Origin of the sequence: Nitrospira defluvii (assembly GCF_905220995.1) — a bacterium.
In the GTDB taxonomy this organism is placed as follows: Bacteria; Nitrospirota; Nitrospiria; order Nitrospirales; family Nitrospiraceae; genus Nitrospira_A; species Nitrospira_A defluvii_C.
On record NZ_CAJNBJ010000016.1, the window covers coordinates 440,920 to 459,208 of the forward strand.

The 18,289-nt window shown below is 58.1% G+C and carries 19 protein-coding genes; 6 read left to right on the forward strand and 13 right to left on the reverse strand.

The window, feature by feature from the left end; all coding sequences use genetic code 11:
- Positions 1-50 precede the first annotated feature (50 nt).
- The 5 genes from KJA79_RS13680 to hflC all read left to right on the forward strand — a co-directional run bounded on the left by KJA79_RS13680 (position 51) and on the right by hflC (position 4,760).
- Positions 51-1,238 (forward strand): methyltransferase domain-containing protein, encoded by a 1,188-nt coding sequence (locus KJA79_RS13680; RefSeq protein WP_213042607.1) that lies wholly within the window; start codon positions 51-53, stop codon positions 1,236-1,238.
- Positions 1,238-1,594 carry an ArsR/SmtB family transcription factor gene (locus KJA79_RS13685; RefSeq protein WP_213042608.1) on the forward strand — a complete coding sequence of 119 codons (357 nt, stop codon included), beginning with the start codon at positions 1,238-1,240 and terminating at the stop codon, positions 1,592-1,594. The genes KJA79_RS13680 and KJA79_RS13685 overlap by 1 nt, the downstream gene beginning before the upstream one ends.
- Positions 1,595-1,645: 51 nt before the next feature.
- Positions 1,646-2,683: an arsenosugar biosynthesis radical SAM (seleno)protein ArsS gene (arsS, locus tag KJA79_RS13690; RefSeq protein WP_213042609.1), complete on the forward strand. Its 1,038-nt coding sequence runs from the start codon at positions 1,646-1,648 to the stop codon at positions 2,681-2,683.
- A 182-nt stretch (positions 2,684-2,865) separates the two neighbouring features.
- Positions 2,866-3,903, forward strand: coding sequence for an FtsH protease activity modulator HflK (gene hflK / locus KJA79_RS13695; protein WP_213042610.1), 1,038 nt, complete (start codon positions 2,866-2,868; stop codon positions 3,901-3,903).
- Positions 3,900-4,760 (forward strand): protease modulator HflC, encoded by an 861-nt coding sequence (gene hflC, locus KJA79_RS13700; protein ID WP_213042611.1) that lies wholly within the window; start codon positions 3,900-3,902, stop codon positions 4,758-4,760. The genes hflK and hflC overlap by 4 nt, the downstream gene beginning before the upstream one ends.
- 6 nt (positions 4,761-4,766) lie before the next feature.
- Here hflC and KJA79_RS13705 read toward each other — a convergent pair whose 3' ends face one another.
- The 3 genes from KJA79_RS13705 to cutA all read right to left on the reverse strand — a co-directional run bounded on the left by KJA79_RS13705 (position 4,767) and on the right by cutA (position 8,120).
- Positions 4,767-6,449 carry a formate--tetrahydrofolate ligase gene (locus KJA79_RS13705; RefSeq protein ID WP_213042612.1) on the reverse strand — a complete coding sequence of 561 codons (1,683 nt, stop codon included), beginning with the start codon at positions 6,447-6,449 and terminating at the stop codon, positions 4,767-4,769.
- A gap of 203 nt (positions 6,450-6,652) precedes the next feature.
- Positions 6,653-7,672 carry a M23 family metallopeptidase gene (locus KJA79_RS13710; protein WP_213042613.1) on the reverse strand — a complete coding sequence of 340 codons (1,020 nt, stop codon included), beginning with the start codon at positions 7,670-7,672 and terminating at the stop codon, positions 6,653-6,655.
- Between the two features lie 118 nt (positions 7,673-7,790).
- Positions 7,791-8,120: a divalent-cation tolerance protein CutA gene (gene cutA / locus KJA79_RS13715; protein ID WP_213042614.1), complete on the reverse strand. Its 330-nt coding sequence runs from the start codon at positions 8,118-8,120 to the stop codon at positions 7,791-7,793.
- A 345-nt stretch (positions 8,121-8,465) separates the two neighbouring features.
- On the opposite strand from cutA, the gene KJA79_RS13720 reads away from it, so the two are divergent.
- The gene (locus tag KJA79_RS13720) at positions 8,466-8,786 is read left to right on the forward strand and encodes a rhodanese-like domain-containing protein (protein WP_213042615.1); all 321 of its coding nucleotides are present in this window, start codon (positions 8,466-8,468) and stop codon (positions 8,784-8,786) included.
- 9 nt (positions 8,787-8,795) lie between these two features.
- Here KJA79_RS13720 and KJA79_RS13725 read toward each other — a convergent pair whose 3' ends face one another.
- From KJA79_RS13725 to KJA79_RS13770, 10 genes are all read right to left on the reverse strand, one after another.
- Entirely contained in the window at positions 8,796-9,719 is a 924-nt protein-coding gene (locus tag KJA79_RS13725) for an SDR family oxidoreductase (RefSeq protein WP_213042616.1), read from the reverse strand.
- Between the two features lie 60 nt (positions 9,720-9,779).
- On the reverse strand, positions 9,780-10,616 hold the full coding sequence (locus KJA79_RS13730) for a TlyA family RNA methyltransferase (RefSeq protein WP_213042617.1): 837 nt from the start codon (positions 10,614-10,616) through the stop codon (positions 9,780-9,782).
- A gap of 66 nt (positions 10,617-10,682) precedes the next feature.
- The gene (gene xseB, locus KJA79_RS13735; RefSeq protein ID WP_213042618.1) at positions 10,683-10,931 is read right to left on the reverse strand and encodes an exodeoxyribonuclease VII small subunit; all 249 of its coding nucleotides are present in this window, start codon (positions 10,929-10,931) and stop codon (positions 10,683-10,685) included.
- A 57-nt stretch (positions 10,932-10,988) separates the two neighbouring features.
- On the reverse strand, positions 10,989-12,347 hold the full coding sequence (gene xseA / locus KJA79_RS13740; RefSeq protein ID WP_213042619.1) for an exodeoxyribonuclease VII large subunit: 1,359 nt from the start codon (positions 12,345-12,347) through the stop codon (positions 10,989-10,991).
- 37 nt (positions 12,348-12,384) lie between these two features.
- Positions 12,385-13,164: a TIGR00282 family metallophosphoesterase gene (locus KJA79_RS13745; RefSeq protein WP_213042620.1), complete on the reverse strand. Its 780-nt coding sequence runs from the start codon at positions 13,162-13,164 to the stop codon at positions 12,385-12,387.
- A gap of 10 nt (positions 13,165-13,174) precedes the next feature.
- Positions 13,175-14,752 (reverse strand): ribonuclease Y, encoded by a 1,578-nt coding sequence (gene rny / locus KJA79_RS13750; RefSeq protein ID WP_213042621.1) that lies wholly within the window; start codon positions 14,750-14,752, stop codon positions 13,175-13,177.
- A gap of 156 nt (positions 14,753-14,908) precedes the next feature.
- On the reverse strand, positions 14,909-15,091 hold the full coding sequence (locus tag KJA79_RS13755) for a hypothetical protein (RefSeq protein ID WP_213042622.1): 183 nt from the start codon (positions 15,089-15,091) through the stop codon (positions 14,909-14,911).
- Positions 15,092-15,309: 218 nt separating this feature from the next.
- Positions 15,310-15,606: a cell division protein ZapA gene (locus KJA79_RS13760; RefSeq protein WP_213042623.1), complete on the reverse strand. Its 297-nt coding sequence runs from the start codon at positions 15,604-15,606 to the stop codon at positions 15,310-15,312.
- Positions 15,599-15,853 carry a cell division protein ZapB gene (locus KJA79_RS13765; RefSeq protein WP_213042624.1) on the reverse strand — a complete coding sequence of 85 codons (255 nt, stop codon included), beginning with the start codon at positions 15,851-15,853 and terminating at the stop codon, positions 15,599-15,601. The genes KJA79_RS13760 and KJA79_RS13765 overlap by 8 nt, the downstream gene beginning before the upstream one ends.
- Before the next feature lie 95 nt (positions 15,854-15,948).
- Entirely contained in the window at positions 15,949-18,186 is a 2,238-nt protein-coding gene (locus KJA79_RS13770; protein ID WP_213042625.1) for a lytic transglycosylase domain-containing protein, read from the reverse strand.
- Positions 18,187-18,289 lie beyond the last annotated feature (103 nt).

An 18,289-nucleotide genomic window follows, 5' to 3' on the forward strand; every position in this document is an offset into this window, starting at 1 on the left:
ATGTTACATAGAGTTCGTTCCATATCATCCTAGGGAGACATGAGAGGGGTATGCCCACCGACGATATTACCCAGAAAGTCAGCGAACGCTACGCCAAGGCCGCATCGACGGGGGAACAGATGTGCTGCCCGACGAGCTACGACATGAGCCACCTCAAAACCTTCATCCCAGAGGAAGTGCTCAAGATTTCCTACGGCTGCGGGACCCCGGCAGGGCTGGACACGGTGGAGACCGGTGAAACCGTGCTGGATATCGGCTCAGGAGGCGGCATCGACTGCTTCGAGGCGTCGCGCGTCGTCGGACCGTCTGGTCGGGTCATCGGCATCGACATGACCGACACCATGTTGGAGATCGCCCGCCGCAATGCCCCCCTCGTCGCCGCAAACCTCGGCTATCCCAAACTCAACACGGAATTTCGCAAAGGCATGGCCGATGCCATGCCAGTGGAGGACGCCAGCATCGACCTGATCATCTCCAATTGCGTCATCAATCTGGCTCCGGACAAGCGCAAGGTCTTCCGCGAGATGTACCGCGTCTTAAAACCCGGCGGTCGCTTCACGATCTCGGATATCGTGTCAGACCAAGTGGTTCCCCAATACATGGTTCATGATAGCGCCAAGTGGGGCGACTGCCTCTCCGGAGCCCTGCAGGTCCAGGACTACATCGGCGGGATGGTGGATGCCGGATTTCGCGCCGTGCACCAGATCAAGTCGACCGCGTGGCAATCGATCGACGGCATACATTTTCTTTCCGTCACCTTGACGGGATACAAATTTCCGGCCGTGATCGACCAGGGCACGGCGCTGTATGCCACCCTCTGCGGACCGTTCTCCAGCGTGACCGACGAACTGGGCCAACAGTACCGGCGCGGTGTGCCGCAATCTATCGATGCGGAGCGCGCTCAGCTGTTGCGAACCGCCCCGCTCCGATCGCTCTTCCTCATCGGTCCAACCCCGACCACTCTCGATTCAGCCGATCCACGCTGGTGCGCGATCCTTCCGGAGCAGACGCCCTGCGTCTGGCAGGGTGCCTATGCCATTCTCACTGGGCCGGTCATCAGCGCCGAAGATGACGATCATCACCAGTTTTATCGTGGAGTGCCCTTGGAAATCTGTTCCAAAACCCTTCACGTCCTGAACCAAGACGCCTACCGCCCCCACTTTACGATCTATCACCGAAGCTCGAGCCTGGTGGAGGGAGGGGCGGTCAGTTGTTCGCCCGGAGGGAATTGCTGCTGATGCCACGCCATGCCATCGCCAACCTCACGACCCCGCGCGAGTGTGCCGCCGTCCTGAAGGCCATGGGCGATGAAACGCGTCTCCGCATCTTGGAATCACTCCTGATGGGCGAAAAATGTGTCACGGATCTCACGGAAGTTCTCCGCTGTTCGCAGCCGCATGTATCGCACCACCTTCGCATTCTGCGGGATGCCGGATTGGTAGAGGGGCATCGGCACGGCAAACAGGTCTGTTATCGAGTCGAACCCACCGTCCAGCGCGCAATGAAGAGTCGAGGCAAGCAGGTACTGGACTTCGGCTGCTGCGAATTGCGATTCCCCATCTCGAGGTTGCTCAGCGTGCGGCAGAAACATTGAGGCGAGAACGCGGGCTATGAACGAATTCCTTTTTCCTTGGGATGGTCCCTGATGGCACTGACGCTCGTCGGCCAACACAAACCGCTGGCCTCCTCCGCCGAGCAATTGAAGGTGCTCGCGGAGGTCGGGACCTGCCTGCCGTTTGAGGAACAACTACGGCAAAGTGGTCTGTCGCCACTCCACGCGACCGGCATCACGGTGTTCCAAATCAACGTGGGAAAGCTCTGCAATCAAACCTGCCGCCACTGCCACGTGGACGCAGGGCCGGATCGTCCTGAGCGCATGTCCCGGGAGACAGCCGAGCACTGCATCGCGGCCTTGGCGCAGACCGACATTCCGACCGTCGACATCACGGGCGGGGCGCCGGAGCTCAATGCCAACTTTCGCTGGCTGGTCGAGCAGGCCCGTGCCCTGAATCGCCACGTGATGGATCGCTGCAACCTCTCGGTGCTGCTGTTGCCCTCGCAGGCGGACTTGGCCGAGTTTCTCGCGCATCATCGTGTCGAGGTCGTCGCTTCTCTCCCCTATTACCGTGCCGCGCAAACCGACGCGCAACGCGGGGAGGGCATCTTCGACAAATCCATCGAGGCGCTTCGGCTGCTGAACGGGCTCGGCTACGGCCGTGAGGACAGCGGGTTATTGTTGAATCTCGTGCACAATCCAGTCGGCGCGTTCCTGCCTCCCAAACAGGAGGCCATCGAGGCGCAATTCCGAAAAGAACTCCGCGCCAAGCATGGCGTGGAATTCAACCATCTCTATACGATCACGAATATGCCGGTGAGTCGCTTCCTTGAATTCTTGCTGGAGAGCGGCAACTACGAGGGCTACATGGATCGGTTGGCGAATGCCTACAATCCCGCTGCCGCAGCCAGCGTCATGTGTCGCTACACCCTCTCGGTCGGCTGGGACGGCAGGCTCTACGATTGCGATTTTAATCAGATGCTGGAACTTCCGGTCGCTCACGGCGCTCCCGCGCACATCCGAGATTTCGATCCGGCACAGCTCCATCACCGGGAGATCGTCACCCGCAACCATTGCTACGGCTGTGCGGCCGGCTCGGGCTCGTCCTGCGGCGGTGCGGTGACATGAGTGACAAAATTAGAAACGCGGATTTCGAAACTTGAACGGCATCGACAGGATTCTCCCTCGAGCTGAACATGATACCGGCCTGCGTCTTTCTCCCTCTGCGCATCTTAAGTATTGCTCACACGTCGTCACTTTGTTAAGGTGACCGTCGGCATCTGTAGCATTCCTCACAATTGAGCCACGCTATGGTCTGGGACCCCAAAGACCCTTGGAGTAAAAAGGGCGACGATTTGGATCAGGCCTTCAAGCAGGCCCAGGGTCAGCTACGCAACCTGCTCCCCACCGGTGGCTTTCGCAATCTGCTCCTCGTCGCCTTCACCGTCTTCCTCATCTGGCAAAGCGCGTTTATCGTGGCTCCCGATGAAGAGGGGGTCGTTAAACGATTCGGCATCCCGGTTCGTGTGGTCGAGCCGGGGCCACATATGAAGATTCCTGTGGTCGAAAGCGTGCTGCAGCCCAAAGTGGCGAAGTTGCACCGGGTGGAAATCGGGTTTCGCACCGACCGACAGGGTCGTCAGCAGATGATTCCGCAGGAAGCCTTGATGCTGACCGGCGACATGAATATTCTGGCCATCGAATTCATCGTTCAATATAAGATCAAGAGTTCACGCGAATACCTGTTCAACGTCGCCGATATCGACGATACGATCGGGAAATCAGCGGAAGCCTCTATGCGGGAGGTCATCGGGAAGAGCAAAATCGATGAAGCGCTCACCACGGGCAAGGCGCAAATCCAGCAGGACACCCAGGAACTGCTCCAACGCATTCTGGATGAGTACAAAACCGGTGTACAGGTGGCCGCGGTCCAACTACAGGACGTCGATCCCCCGGAAGCCGTGGCAGCGGCATTCAAGGACGTGACCAACGCCAAAGAAGATCGCGAGAAACTCATCAACCAGGCCCAGGGCTATCGCAACGATATCACTCCCAAGGCCAAGGGAGAGGCGGCGCAATTGGTGAATCAAGCTAAGGGCTATGCGCAAGCGCGATTGAATCGCGCCCAGGGAGAAGCCAATCGCTTCCTCGCCACCCTCAAAGAATACAACCAGTCGAAAGACATCATCAGTAAGCGGATCTATATCGAGACACTGGAAGACGTGCTTCCCCACATCGACAAATTCGTGATGGACGGCAAGGGTGGAGAGCGTGCTCTGCCGTATCTCCCACTGGATCGCCTCAGCAAGCCGGCCCCAGCCGGCGCGACGCAGGAGCGTACGCCATGAGCAAGCAGGGATTTGCGGTGGCCTTTATCGGCATCGTCATCGGCTTGCTGGTATTAGGCGCGTCGCCTTTCTACATTGTCGACGTCACCCAAAATGCCATTGTGGTGCAGCTCGGCAAGCCGGTCAGAAATGTGACCGAGGGCGGCTTGTATCTGAAAGTGCCGTTCATCGAAGAAGTCACCTATTTCGATAAGCGGCTGCTGGACTATGATTCCAACGCCCAGGATGTCATCACGCAGGACAAAAAGACTCTGTTACTCGACAACTTTGCCAAGTGGCGGATCACGGATCCCCTCAAGGTCTACCAGGCGTTCCAAAGCCAGCGTGGCGCACTGCAACGCCTGCATGACATCATCTATTCGGAATTGCGCGTCGAGCTGGGCCGACACGACCTGGCGGAAATTGTCTCGTCGGCCCGCGCGCAACTCATGGCCGTGGTGACCCAACGCGCCAATGAGAAGGCCTCGGCGTACGGCATTGAAATTCAAGATGTGCGGATCAAGCGGGCAGACCTTCCCGAGCAAAACGAGAAGGCCGTCTTCTCACGGATGCAGGCGGAACGGGAACGGCAAGCTAAGCAATATCGCGCGGAAGGCGCCGAAGAGGCGCAAAAGATCAAGTCGGAAGCCGAAAAGGACCGAGAGATTATCCTTGCCGAAGCTTATCGCGAGTCAGAAGAGCTTCGTGGCGGCGGCGATGCCAAAGCCTTCAAAATTTACGCGGATGCGTACCGTCAAGACCCACATTTCTTTGAATTCACGCGCACGATGGAAGCGTATCGCAAAACCCTCAAAGACAAAACCACGATCCTGGTCAGTCCTGACTCCGAATATTTCCGGTTCCTCAAGCAACGCTAAGTTGAATCACGCCAACCCGACGATCTCGCCCGATCGGGGATCCATATCAATGCGCTCACCTGCCGGCTTTTTCGGCAAACCCGGCATGAGTTGAATGCCAGAACAGACGGCTGTGAGAAAACCTGCACCAGACAGGATTCGCAATTCCTGGATGGGGACGGTGAACCCGGATGGTCGCCCTTTCAGTGCCGGATCATGGGAAAGCGACAACGGCGTCTTCGCCATGCAGATGGGTAACTGCTCGAATCCCAATCGTGCCGCTAATTCTATGTCCTTTTCCGCCTGAGGCGAATAGGACACACCGGCCGAACCGTACACCGTCGTGGCAATGGTCTCAATCTTCTTCTTGATGGGCCACGTCGCATCGTAGAGGTGTGTAAACTGCGATTCCTGCGCCGCAACCTTCACGACTGCGCGCGCAAGCTCTTCCGCGCCCTTTCCACCATCGGCGTAGTGCGTCGACACCGCAGCCGCCGAGGCCCCGGCAGCCACCGCCCGTTCGCAGACCCAATTCAATTCAGCGGGTGAATCATCCTTGAACGCATTCACGGCCACCACGACGGGCACACCGTGGGCTCGTACATTCGCGATGTGCTGCTCGAGATTGGCGAAACCCCGCTCCAGGGCTTCCTGATTTGGTCCCGTCAACCCTGTCGGCAAGGGAGATCCGGGCTTGACCGTCCCTCCCCCGCCATGCAACTTGAGCGCGCGCAAGGTTGCCACGACCACGCCTGCATCCGGGCGAAGTCCTGACATACGGCACTTGATATTGAAGAACTTTTCTGCGCCAAGGTCGCTGCCGAACCCCGCTTCGGTGATGACATACTCTGCACAACGCAGGGCCAGTCGGTCCGAGACGACGGAACAATTGCCATGAGCAATGTTACCGAAGGGTCCCGCATGAACGAAGGCGGGCGTACCTTCCAAGGTTTGCACCAGGTTCGGTAGCAGCGCGTCCTTCAGCAGCACGGCCATCGAACCGGCACAGCCGAATGCTTCGGCCATGGTCATGGCGCCGCTCTCAGTCAGGCCGACGAGGATTCTGCCGAGGCGCTGACGAAGATCGGCATGATCAGCGGCCAGCGCCAATACTGCCATGATTTCCGACGCCTCGGTGATGACAAATTGCCCCTGCCGAGGTTTCCCTTCCACACTCAGCACGATGTCACGGAGCGCTCGATCGCTCACACCCAGCGTGCGAGGCCATCTGATTCGTTGCGGATCAAGTTTGAGCGCATTGCCGTGAAACAGGTGGTTATCGACAAACGCCGACAGCAGATTGTGGCTGGCAGAGACCGCATGGGCATCACCCGTGAAATGCAGATTGATATCCTCCATGGGCCAGACCTGAGCATGACCTCCACCCGTCCCTCCTCCCTTGACACCAAAGACCGGTCCCAGTGAAGGCTGCCTCAATGTGACGGCCGCGCGATGGCCCAACCGGCACAACGCCATGCTCAATCCCACCGATGTCGTCGTTTTGCCCTCACCGAGCGGTGTGGGATTGATTGCGGTGACGAGGATGTACCGACCACAAGGTCTATTTTTGACCCGTTCAGCAAAGTTGAGAGAAATTTTTGCTTTATACCACCCGAACGGAATGAGGTCCTCGGAATGAATACCCAGTGCCTGCGCGACTTCGAATATGTGTTTGTGATCAACAGAACGGGCTATCTCGAGATCAGTCATGCCTAGTCCCCCGCCTAAACAGAAAATAAAGGGAAAGGTGTGAACTATAGCACGGACAGATCACATTCATGCAGCAAGAATGGACCGCGAGGAGGAAGAGTCAGAATCGCCAGCGAGTTGGAATGGCAGATACGCGAGAAGGGGATTACAACCAGAGGGGACACACGCTCCCAGCCTCGTTGCAGGCTGAGCAAATGTAGCACTTAATCAAGAATGAACTTGGTTGGATCAAGGGCCTGACCATTCTTCTTGACCATATAATGCAGGTGAGGACCCGTCGACAGGCCGGTGCTCCCAACCAGTGCGACCACATCGCCACGTTTGACCCGCTGACCTTCCTTCACAAGAGATTTCGCCAGGTGGCCGTAGACGGTCTCAATGCCGTAACCGTGGTCCAGCTTGACCATATTCCCCATTTTTGAGTCAAACGCCACCGTGACCACCCGTCCAAGTGCCGGAGCCTGAACGGGAGAGTTTGCCTGAGCCCCGATGTCGAGACCATCATGCCAGGCCGGCTTCTCAGTGAAAGGCGAAACGCGTGGACCAAACCCCGAGGTCACCCACCCACGTACAGGCCAAATTGACGGGGTTGAGGCCCACTGAGCTGAGCGTTGCTCCGCGACTTGGGTCAAATTTTCCAGGGCTTCTTCCTGCTGGGCCGCCTCCTTCGTCAGAGCTTCCAAACTTTCACGAACTTGCTGGGTGACCTCTTCGATGCTTTCCGTGGAGAAGTCGAGGCCGGATTGATTATTTTCCCGTAGCTCAGAAACCTGCTGTCGGCTCTCTCCACCAGAACCCATGACTCCGATCCCCTGAATGCCGGTTTTGCCGTCCGGCAAGGGGCCGTCCTCACCACCGCGTCCATTCGCAAGATCACCAGCCGGCTTACTCGCATCAATACCCAACATGACGCGGAGGCGCTGGTTCACCTCGCCCATGGCAGAGAGACGTTTCTTCAAATCATCAATGGCCGCAGAAAAGGCGGCTGTTTGTTCCCTGGCACCCATGGCTTCAGCCCGAAAGGCCGACAACTGCCAGACTTCGCCGGTTCGAATCACATAGTGGGAGACGACTAACAGATCCGCCACGATCATAATCGCAGCCAAAATCAGGAGCTTACGTACGAATTTCCGTGGAAAACTAAACCGCAGTGGCTTCGAGGATGACCCTCGGAATACCACAACGGTATAGGCATCACTTGTTTCGGCCGTTTGCTGGCTCATAAGATGCTCCCTTTGACGGATTCAGCGATGAATTTCGACGACTGACTTTTTGCAGTGTACTGATCTCGGCCGCGATGGTCAACCTTTGTTTTCCCAAAAGTCTGCCTAGCAAATTCAATTACTTATCAGTTTCACCCCTGACCCAATTCAAATAAGACTCTGATCCGGCCACCACCGGGAGAGCAACAATCTCCGGAACCGAATAACTATGCTGTTGCCGCACCGCCGATTCAAGTTCTGCGAACCGCTTCTGTGTTGTTTTGATGAGCATCAAGCATTCGTTCTCGACGCTGATATTGTTGTCCCATCGAAATATTGAACGGATCCCGCTGACAATGTTCGTACACGCTGCAAGCTTGGCTTCAATGAGCATCCGTCCGATTTTTTCTGCCTCTTCCTGTGTCGAGGTCGTCACCAACACGATGATCGCTGAACTTTCCGCGTCCACATCTCCCCCACAGCCAAAGCAAATTGCGTGCCTCCTGACACACAGCAGCTACGCAGTATGTTGGCAAATCAATGGGTTATGGGTGATCTCTGAGTCATTTCGTGCCCGAATTCACATCTCGCCCAGGCAAGATTTGCACACTTCGTCAAAAAACGGGCTCTGCCTAGGGCATGATCTGCCGACCGTCCGCCCAATAATACCCAGCCCGCCGGCCCGTACCAACTCCTTCGGTTCCAGAGGCGACCGGCTTGAGCGCAACAAGGACAATCAGCACATCCCAGGGTTGACACCGCCTTTTCCTGCTCCTTAAGATCCCTGCACAGCATATAGATGGAGGTGCCCTCGATGAGCTTCACAATTACGCCAACAGAACTTAAGTCGAGACTGGATAAAGGTGACAAACTCGTCCTGGTCGATGTTCGTGAGCCATGGGAATATGCGATCTGCAAACTAGAGGGATCCGTCTTGGTCCCCTTGGCGACCCTTCAGCAATCGCTCGGGAAACTGGATCGTGAAGCCGAGATCATCGCCGTGTGCCATCATGGCATGCGAAGTGCGGACGCCACGGGATTCCTGCTGCAGCAGGGATTCACAAAAGTGAAAAATTTGATCGGGGGAATGGACGCCTGGTCAACCCAAGTCGATCCGTCGGTCCCGCGCTATTAGGCCGGCACACTACCCGAGTCCGTCACGAAAGTACTCGACGGTTCGCCGCAATCCTTCGCGTAATTCGACCTTCGGCTCCCACCCAAGGTTCCGGTGGAGTTTTGTGGAATCGATCACGCTCCTGGCCTGCTCGCCCCGCTTGGCCGGCCCATGTACTTCGCGAAACTCCACTTTGGTCAGATCGACGATCGTTCGAAAGAGGTCGTTCACCGAGGTCTCGATCCCGGTCCCCACGTTGTAGACACCTTCGACGTCGGGGCCCATCGCCATGAGATTCGACTCGACCACATCCTCAACATAGACGAAATCCCTGGTCTGGCGGCCGTTCCCGTTCACCACTGCTTGCTCACCCCGCAACATCTTCTGAATAAAGATGGCCACAACGCCCGCCTCGCCTTCCGGATCCTGCCGGGGCCCATACACATTCGCATAACGCAAGCTGACCACTTGGATACCGCTCATTCGCTGGTAATAGAACAGATAGTGTTCGCCGCACAATTTGCTGATCCCATAGGGAGAGAGTGGTTGGGTGACGTGGGTTTCCGGGGCAGGAAAGGTCAGCTGCTCCCCATAAATCGCGCCGCCGGAGGATGAAAAGATGACCTTGCGTGCACCATGCTTGGAGGCCTGCTCCAGCACATTCAGGGTACCAAGCACATTGACCTGAGCATCGAACATCGGATCTTCGACGGAACGCCGAACGTTCATCTGCGCGGCCAGGTGAAACACCACCGCTGGGCGTTCATTACGGAACACCCGTTCTAGTTTTGGATTTTCGATGTCCAACTTGTAGAACTGCGCCGCTTTCGGCACGTTTTTCCGCTTGCCCGTCACAAGATTATCGACCACCACCACGTCGTGGCCCTCTTGCAGCAACCGATCGACAACGTGTGATCCGATAAACCCCGCTCCTCCGGTGACCAAGACTTTCATACGTCTCCTCACTCCCCTTCATCAACCCAGCATTCAACACCCAAACCGGCAGGTCGAAGATCAGCCTACACCTTCCGCCGACTTCCGCAAAGTACTTTCGTCCGCCCCGGTGACGCCCCTTTTTCGCATATCCTTCTCCGATGATGCTTTGTGACGGAACCACGCGAGAATCTCCCGATTCCCTTTTCGGCCTTCAATGGGCGATTCCATGCGACCTGCCAGTTCCAATCCCAAGGACAGGGCACAAGCAATAACCTTTTCCGCCGCCCCTTGTCGTAATCCATCATCCCGCACAATCCCTCCCCGCCCGACAAGACCCTTTCCCACTTCAAATTGCGGCTTGATCAGCGTGATGATGGAGCCAGAGGCCGTGAGGTATGACACAACACAGGGCAGCACCAGCGTCAGTGAAATGAACGACACGTCAATCACAATCAGATCAATCGGCTCAGGAATCGCGTGTGGGGGCAGATGGCGGATGTTGGTCCGTTCCATGAGGACAACCCGAGGATCCTGACGAAGTCGCCACTCAAACTGCCCATATCCCACATCCACTGCATACACTCGACTCGCTCCCCGCTGCAGCAGACAATCCGTAAAGCCTCCCGTTGAACAGCCGACGTCAAAACAGGTCATACCCTTCGGATCGACCTGAAATTGATCCAGCGCGCCCGCCAGCTTCTCCCCGCCGCGTCCCACATAGGGAGAACCGGGTCCAGTCACCTCTACGGACGCATCCGGCAACGTAAGTTTCGCCGCCTTATCGACGACCGTCCCATCCACCCGGACCAGACCGGCCAGAATCAGGCGGGCTGCATCCTCCCGACTCGCGACGAGTCCTCGATTCACCAGCACGCGATCGAGCCGTTCTCGCTCTGGGCGGATTTTCTGAACCATAGGCTGCGATGGAATTTCAGCGACGGCGGACGCAGGCCACTGTGGACCCACGCATTGATCAGACTGCTACTGCGAACTCTCTGTCTCATCCTCACCGGGGGAAAAGGCCTGAATTCGTTTCTTTCCGTCCTTTTCCTGGACCAGGATCTCTACCTTGCGCTCCGCGTCTTCCAACATCTTGAGACACGTTTTCGACAACCGGATCCCTTCCTCGAAAATTTTCAGCGAATCGTCGAGTGGCAGATCACCTTTTTCAAGTTCGGCGACGATCGTCTCCAATCTCGCCATGGCATATTCGAATTTTACTGCAGCCACAACCACTCCCTTTGCTCAGTCATCGATCGCGCATTATTGCCCGCGCGTCTAGTGGGGTCAAGACGCCGACTGTCGGATCACGTCGCTGACCACACACACCAGCTGTCCCTCCGCAAGTCTGGCCTGAACCGTCTGCCCGACCGTCACGTCGGAGGACTTGCGCACCATTTTCCCCTCAGGAACGGTCCGTATGACACTAAATCCCCGGCTCAAGGTGGCCAGTGGACTCAGGGCGTCCAGCGCGGCGACACGCGCCGCCACTGATTGCCTTCGTGAAACGATCCCGCGACGAGCTTCTTGCTCCAACCGCCGAGACAGTTGGGGGAGCAAGACGAGTGAGGCTCGAATCCGGTTATGAGGCCCCAGCGACAGTAAGGCATGCCGGTGCTCCACCACACCACGGTGCAGCGCCGTGAGGCGCTCGGTCAAGGTGCGGGTCACTCGATCATGCAGATCATCCAGATGCTGCGCTTGCGCCTGCACTCGAAACCGCATCTCGCCGAGTCCACCGATCAACCGATCCAGGCGGTGCCGCTGCATCTGTATCCCGGTGTCCACGAGACGACGGAGGCGACCATCCAATTCACCCAATCGCGCCAGGATCTCGTCGAGAACAGGCACCACCGCCTCTGCCGCCGCAGAAGGGGTCGGGGCTCGATAATCAGCCGCAAAGTCTGCCAGCGTGACGTCGATTTCATGCCCGACAGCGGAGACCACCGGTACCCTTGACCGCGCAATCGCACGCACTACCGCTTCTTCGTTAAACGCCCAGAGGTCTTCCGAGGCCCCTCCGCCGCGCCCGACAATCAACACGTCTACCTGCGGCATCTCGTTCAACGCATGAATCGCCGCCGCGATGTGCTCGCCGGCCCCCTCGCCCTGCACCGGAACCGGGGCGACAAGAATATCAACGACTGGACAACGACGGCGGAGCACCGCCACGATATCGCGTATGGCAGCTCCCGTGGGCGAGGTCACCACACCGACCGTCCTCGGGAATTCCGGCAACGGCCGCTTCCTTGCCTCTTCGAACAACCCTTCGGCCGATAACCGTTCCTTGAGCTGCTCGAAGGCCAACTGCAAGGCCCCGAGCCCCTTCGGTTCAAGCGCGTCTACGATCAGCTGGTATTCGCCCCGAGGCTCGTACACAGAAATGCGCCCGCGGGCAACGACGGCCAGTCCCTCCTGCAGCGCAAACCGAAGACGTTCGACTCCGGACCGAAAGAGCACGCCGCGGAGCTGACTCTGCGCATCCTTTAGCGTGAAATAGAGGTGCCCCGACGTCGGGGCGCGAAGATTGGAGATTTCGCCTTCGACCCAGACCTCCCGAAATTGGTCTTCCAGCGATTCTCGAATGAGCCGTGTCACATCGGACACGGACAGCAGCAGAGGCAGCGAAAGATTGTGCCCGGTCATACGGTGCCGCGCCAGCAGGAAATGACGCGAGAAGAGATCAATCCATCATTCGGATGCGTTCTACCGACACGACCTTGCCCAGCGCCGCATCGAGGTCGACAAGGAGCGCGCAGAAGACCGTAGGTCCCGACGCCACCTCAAACCGTCTGGGCATTCCGGTCAAAAACTTTTCAATCGCCAATTCCTTCTTGATCCCGATCACCGAATGCAGAGGCCCCGTCATGCCGATGTCCGTGATGTAGGCCGTCCCTTTCGGAAGGATTTGCTCGTCAGCCGTTTGCACATGTGTATGGGTCCCGGCCACGACCGTCACCAGTCCATCGAGATAATGGCCCATGGCCATCTTTTCCGAGCTCGCCTCGGCATGCATATCAACCACAATGGCCGATACCTGCGTCTTGAGCCGCTCGACCTCGCGCTTTGCGACTTGAAACGGGCAATCGATGGTCGGCATGAAGGCCCGCCCCATTAAATGCAGAATGCCCAACGACTCGCCGCCCGGCGTCGTGAAGACGTAACTGCCTCGCCCCGGCACCCCGGCCGGATAGTTGGCTGGGCGCAACAGACGCGGTTCGCGGGGAAACACGTCCAGGATTTCTTTCTTATCCCACGCATGGTTGCCCGTGGTAATGACGGACACCCCCAGGTCGAACAGGTCATCCACGAGATCGGGCGTGATTCCAAATCCGCCGGCGACGTTTTCGCCATTGCCGACCACGACATCGATCGCGTGATTGGCAATGAGTTTCGGCAGGAGGCGAGCCACGGACCGTCGTCCCGGCTCGCCCATGATGTCTCCGATCATCAAGACTTTCATACCCAATCACTCACTTCGCAAAATCGACAAACCGGCTTTCGCGGATGACCGTTACCTTGATCTGACCCGGATAGGTCAGTTCCTGCTCGATCTTCTTGGCCAAATCTCGAGAAAGCTGGAAACACTCGGGATCCGTGAGATCCTCCTGCTTCACGATCACGCGGATCTCTCGCCCGGCTTGAATCGCGTAGGCCTTTTGGACCCCCTTGTGAACGGTCGCCAGAGACTCCAGTTTCTCCAAGCGTTTCACATAGGATTCCAGTGCCTCGCGACGAGCCCCAGGCCGCGCAGCCGACAGCGCTTCCGCCGCCGCGACGAGCACGGTCTCGGGACAAATAGGCTCCACCTGCTCATGATGCGCCGCAATGGCGTTCACGACCTTGGCATGTTCGCCGTATTTTTTCGCGATCTCCGCCCCCAGCATGGCATGTGGGCCTTCTTCTTCGTGACTGACGGCTTTGCCGATGTCGTGCAACAGTGCCCCGCGCTTCGCGAGTTTGACGTCGAGTTTTAGTTCTGACGCCATGATCCCACAAATATAAGCCGCTTCACGGGCATGGTACAGATTGTTCTGCCCGTAACTGGTTCGATACTTCAGCCGCCCCAGCACCTTGACGAGTTCCGGATGGAAATCGGACAGACCGACCTCGAAGATGACTTTCTCCGCCTCTTCGATCATCAGTTTCTCGATGTCCGTCTTCACCTTTTCGACGATTTCCTCGATACGGGTGGGATGGATTCGGCCGTCGTGCATGAGCCGCTCGAGCGACACTTTGGCGATCTCACGACGCAGCGGGTCAAAGCCCGAGATAATCACCGCCTCGGGCGTCTCATCGATGATAAGGTCGATCCCTGTGGCCGCTTCGATCGCACGGATATTCCGGCCTTCTCGGCCGATGATCCGCCCCTTCATGGCATCATTGGCGATAGGCACAACGGAGATCGTCGCCTCATTGACATAATCGCGGGTCACCCGCTGAATCGAGCAGGCGATAATCTCGCGTGCCTCGCGCTCGGCATTCTCTTTTGCCTCTTCAAGCAACCGCTTCGCCAGACCAGCCGCTTCCAACCGCGCCTGGCTCTCCATCTCCTGAATCAGTTGCCGTTTCGCCTCTTCAGCCGTCAGACCGGCCACCCGCTCAAGCGCATCACGATGCTGCTTAAGTGCCTGCGCGCAAGCGGCATCTTTCTGCGCCAAGGCCTCTTCACGCTTGAGGAGTTCCTGCTCCCGCTTCAGCGCATCCTGATCACGCTTGTCGAGCAGACTCAGTTTCCTATCAAGGCCCTCTTCACGCTGGGCAACCCGCCGTTCGGTGTTGGCCACTTCGGCGAGTTTAGATTTCTGCTCCTTCTCCAGTTCGATTCGCGATTGAAAAACGAGGTCCTTGGCCTCCAACTTCGCTTCTTTGAGGAGATTCTCCGCTTCACGCTGAGCAGACTGAATCACCTGCGCCGATTGGTCCTCTGCCTCTGCCCGGCGGGCAAGTGCAGACCGACGGCGCAGCACTTCAAACAGGCCGGCGCCGAGCGCCGCACCCAACAATCCGACAATAATGTACGCAACAACGCTGAGAGAAATGGGAACCACCTCCCTTACGGCAGCGGGACAGCACGCTGTCACCCTGCAAATAATCGCAGCCAGTGTGATGAGGGGGGAGCGGAGAGACTAGAAGGGATGCCGACGAGAGAAGGGAAATGCCTGACTACCTGAGCCGGTTCAAACAGCAGTGTGGAATCGCTCTCGCTAATTCAAGTGGAGGAGTGGTCGGCCTCGACCCGAATCCTTGGGCCGGTCCGCGCGTGCGCGCAGCAACCTGAGCCGTTCGGCATAAATACTCGACTGTTCGGCGTCCCTGGCACGCCACAAGGTGTTGATGAACTGCTGCCCGCGAACCGCCAACACCGAATGATGTCGCACCCGACGCATACACACACGGGGCTGAGTGACCTGCCCCATCCACGCAACGAAGACCACAGTGAGAAACAAAACAAAAACCAGCGATTCCATATGTTTAGTGCTCAGAGACCGTCGTCAGAATTTCCGTCCTTGTCCGAAGCGTCCTTTCCTCTCCTGCTCTTGCTGACCCTCAGGTCAAGACAACCGAGAAACGATAACAAAGCAATGCAATGAAAGCAAGGCGAAACTCACCGCGACAAGATAGACGGCATCTGCTGATCGATGGATTCCATGAGGGATGCGACACGACGGTCCGCATCGGCTTCATCCTGGCGGAACCTCCGTTCCGACTCCAGCAACTCGTGGGCAAGATTGAATGCGGCAAGGACGGCCAGCTTGGCCGGGGTGGCCGACCGCATACCGGCCGCCACCTGCTTCATCTGTGTGTCGACCATCTCGGCCAATTTCTTCACGTAGGACTCGTCGGCCTCACCATTGATGCTGTACCGTTGGCCGTAAATCTCCACGTCGATGGTTTTAGTCAAACGCCACCTCCTTGGGTTCATCCAAGCATTCCAGCAGATCAATTTCCCCGAGCACTTTTTCGATCCGTGCCCGGATATCCAGACGTTCCTGTTCCCAACGGCGGTTTTCGTCATCGCGCACCGCAACCCGTTCGCGCGCCAGACGAAGTTCATCTTCAAGCGAAGCGTTCTTCCGCTTCAGGTCCTGCACCAGTTTCACGAGATCACGAATGCGAAGTTCAAGGGCGTCGAGACGATCTAAAGTCATGATTATGTCCTCATCACAAAGTGGTGGTCCTATGCTGGCTGAATGGGGGCGAAATATAGAAAGTTCATCTCCCCTTGTCAAGAAAACGGCCGACGTTACGAGGTTCCGTTGTGCAGCCGACGATACTCCCCGTAACTGCGCAAGACCCGTTTCACATAGAGCCGCGTCTCCTGGTAGGGGATCAGCTCCACGAATTCATCTTGCTCCCGTCCCCGATGGACGGCAATCCAACTATTCACCGCGATGGGCCCGGCATTATAGGCCGCCACGGCATGGGCCATGTTTCCCCCGTACTGCTCGAGTAGCTGTCCCAGGTAGCGCACCCCCAGACGGATATTTGTTTCCTGATCGAACAACTCTTCCCGCCCGACAGTGGGAAACCCGTACCGCTGTGCCACCGCATTAGCCGTCACCGGCATCAACTGCATCAACCCCACCGCCCCGACCACGGAGACCGCCTTCTCGTCATACTGACTTTCTTCGCGGATGATGGCGGCAGCCAGGTAGGGATCCACTGCGGCAACGCCTTGCGCCGCAATGGTCGGCACCAATCCGGTTGGGTAGGCCACAGTCCAGAGCGCCGGTGCCGTCGGGAGACCGCTCCGCTCCAACTTCTCTTTAAAATGCACTTTGGCGACCCGCAGAGCCGGATGATAGGCGCCCACTTCACTGAGCATGGTGGAGAACGCCAGCAAGACATCCTGATCCCGGCTGTATTGTTCCGTGAGCGCCCCCAACTCGCGAGCTGCATCCTGGCCGAAGCCAAGCAGCTTCAGCTCCATGCCACGCTGATAGAAGCGGTGTTGTTCGATTTCTGGACGACGATTCTGCGGGAACCGCTCGGCGTCATCGTCCACAGGACGGCCCGGCGCCGCGACCGCGGTCGATGCCGATGGCAGCGAGGCGCGGCGCGAGGCGAGCTGACAATAGTAACTATAGGCATGCAGCTGACAGATCCGGGCATATTGCCCCGCGACGGTGGCAGGTTTTCCATGTTCATCGGACCGCGCCGCCCAATACATGGCCTGCGGCTCAAACCCATTGACATGGAGCTCGACCACCGCACGAAACGTCTCCGCTGCGTCTCGATATCGAGCCGTTCGATATTGCGCCCACCCGGCACGCCACAACCCCTCCGCCCGCTGACTCGCCGAGTCACCCAGCTTCGCCACCTGCCTGAACATGCCGATGGCGTCATCAAACTTGCCCTGATCCTCCAACCACACTCCGGCAAAGAGATGCACCATCGCGCGTTGGTCGCCTGCCAACGAGCTCTGAGCGACCGATCGAGCCAACTCAATCAGTTTTTCGCCCTGCCCCTGCCGCAGATATACCCGGGCCAGCCACACCGACGCCTCTGCGGACTCCTGCACCCGATCGGCAACCAACCCTCGAAAAGTTTCGCGAGCCTGGTCGTACTGTTTCAGGCGCACATACGCCACCCCAAGTTTCAAGCGAGCATCGAACCGGCGGGGATGGCCAGGAGCCATAGCCAGGAATCGACGCAGCTCCTCCACCGCCTCCGCCTGCATTGAAAGTCCGAGGAAGGCTTGCGCGCGAATCGCGTAATCATCGGCAGTCGGGACCCAAGACTCCCCGCCTAACGCCGTCTCCAATCGCACCTTCGCTTCTTTCGCCTCGGGGGACTGGGGGTAGCGCAGCCAGAGCTGTTTTAAGACCGTGCGGGCCTCGGGCAGCCGATTCTCCCGGAGGTGACAGTCGGCTTGATGCCACAAAGCCACCGGGGCGCCCGCGTCTTTATCCGCGAGTACGACGGCCCGCTCCAACCATTCAACCGCGCGAGCACAGACGTTGCCGCTGTACCACGACTCACCCGTGCGATAGGCCGCCTTCGCAGCCAGATTGGAGTCCGGCACCACCTTGGGAATCGTCTCCAAGAGTTCGGCGGCCTGCATAGGCTCGTTCTGCTTCAACAAGGACGCTGCAATCCAGAGCCGCAGATAGTCGTCGAGAACCGGCAGATCAGGTTGCGCAGCACGAAGGAGTTTCGCCGCTTCGACCGGGTCGCGCTCCGTCAACAGCACCCCTAAGACGACTGCCGCCCGCTTCGCCCAGATGGTCGAGGGGAAGAGATCCACCACCGCCCGCAGTTGATCGATCTTCAGCATCAGCGCATGATCGCGCTGAGAAGCGGTACCGGAACGCTCATTGATGGCAATGGCCGAACGGAAGCAGTCTTCAGCGGAGACACAGAGCGGGGGGGCGACAGGAAGAGGGCGCGGCGACTCCGCCGTGGCCGTCCAGAAGAGGCTCGGCACAAGGAGAGATGCGGCAAGGCCCAACAAACTGGTCCGCCAAGGAAGTGCGGTCACAATCCCGTCCTGAGCAGCAGGTGAACCGCTTCATTATAGCCTACTGCCGCACAAACGCGACCAAGTTCGCCTTGCTTGTCACAAGTTTTTTCCCTGTGCTAGG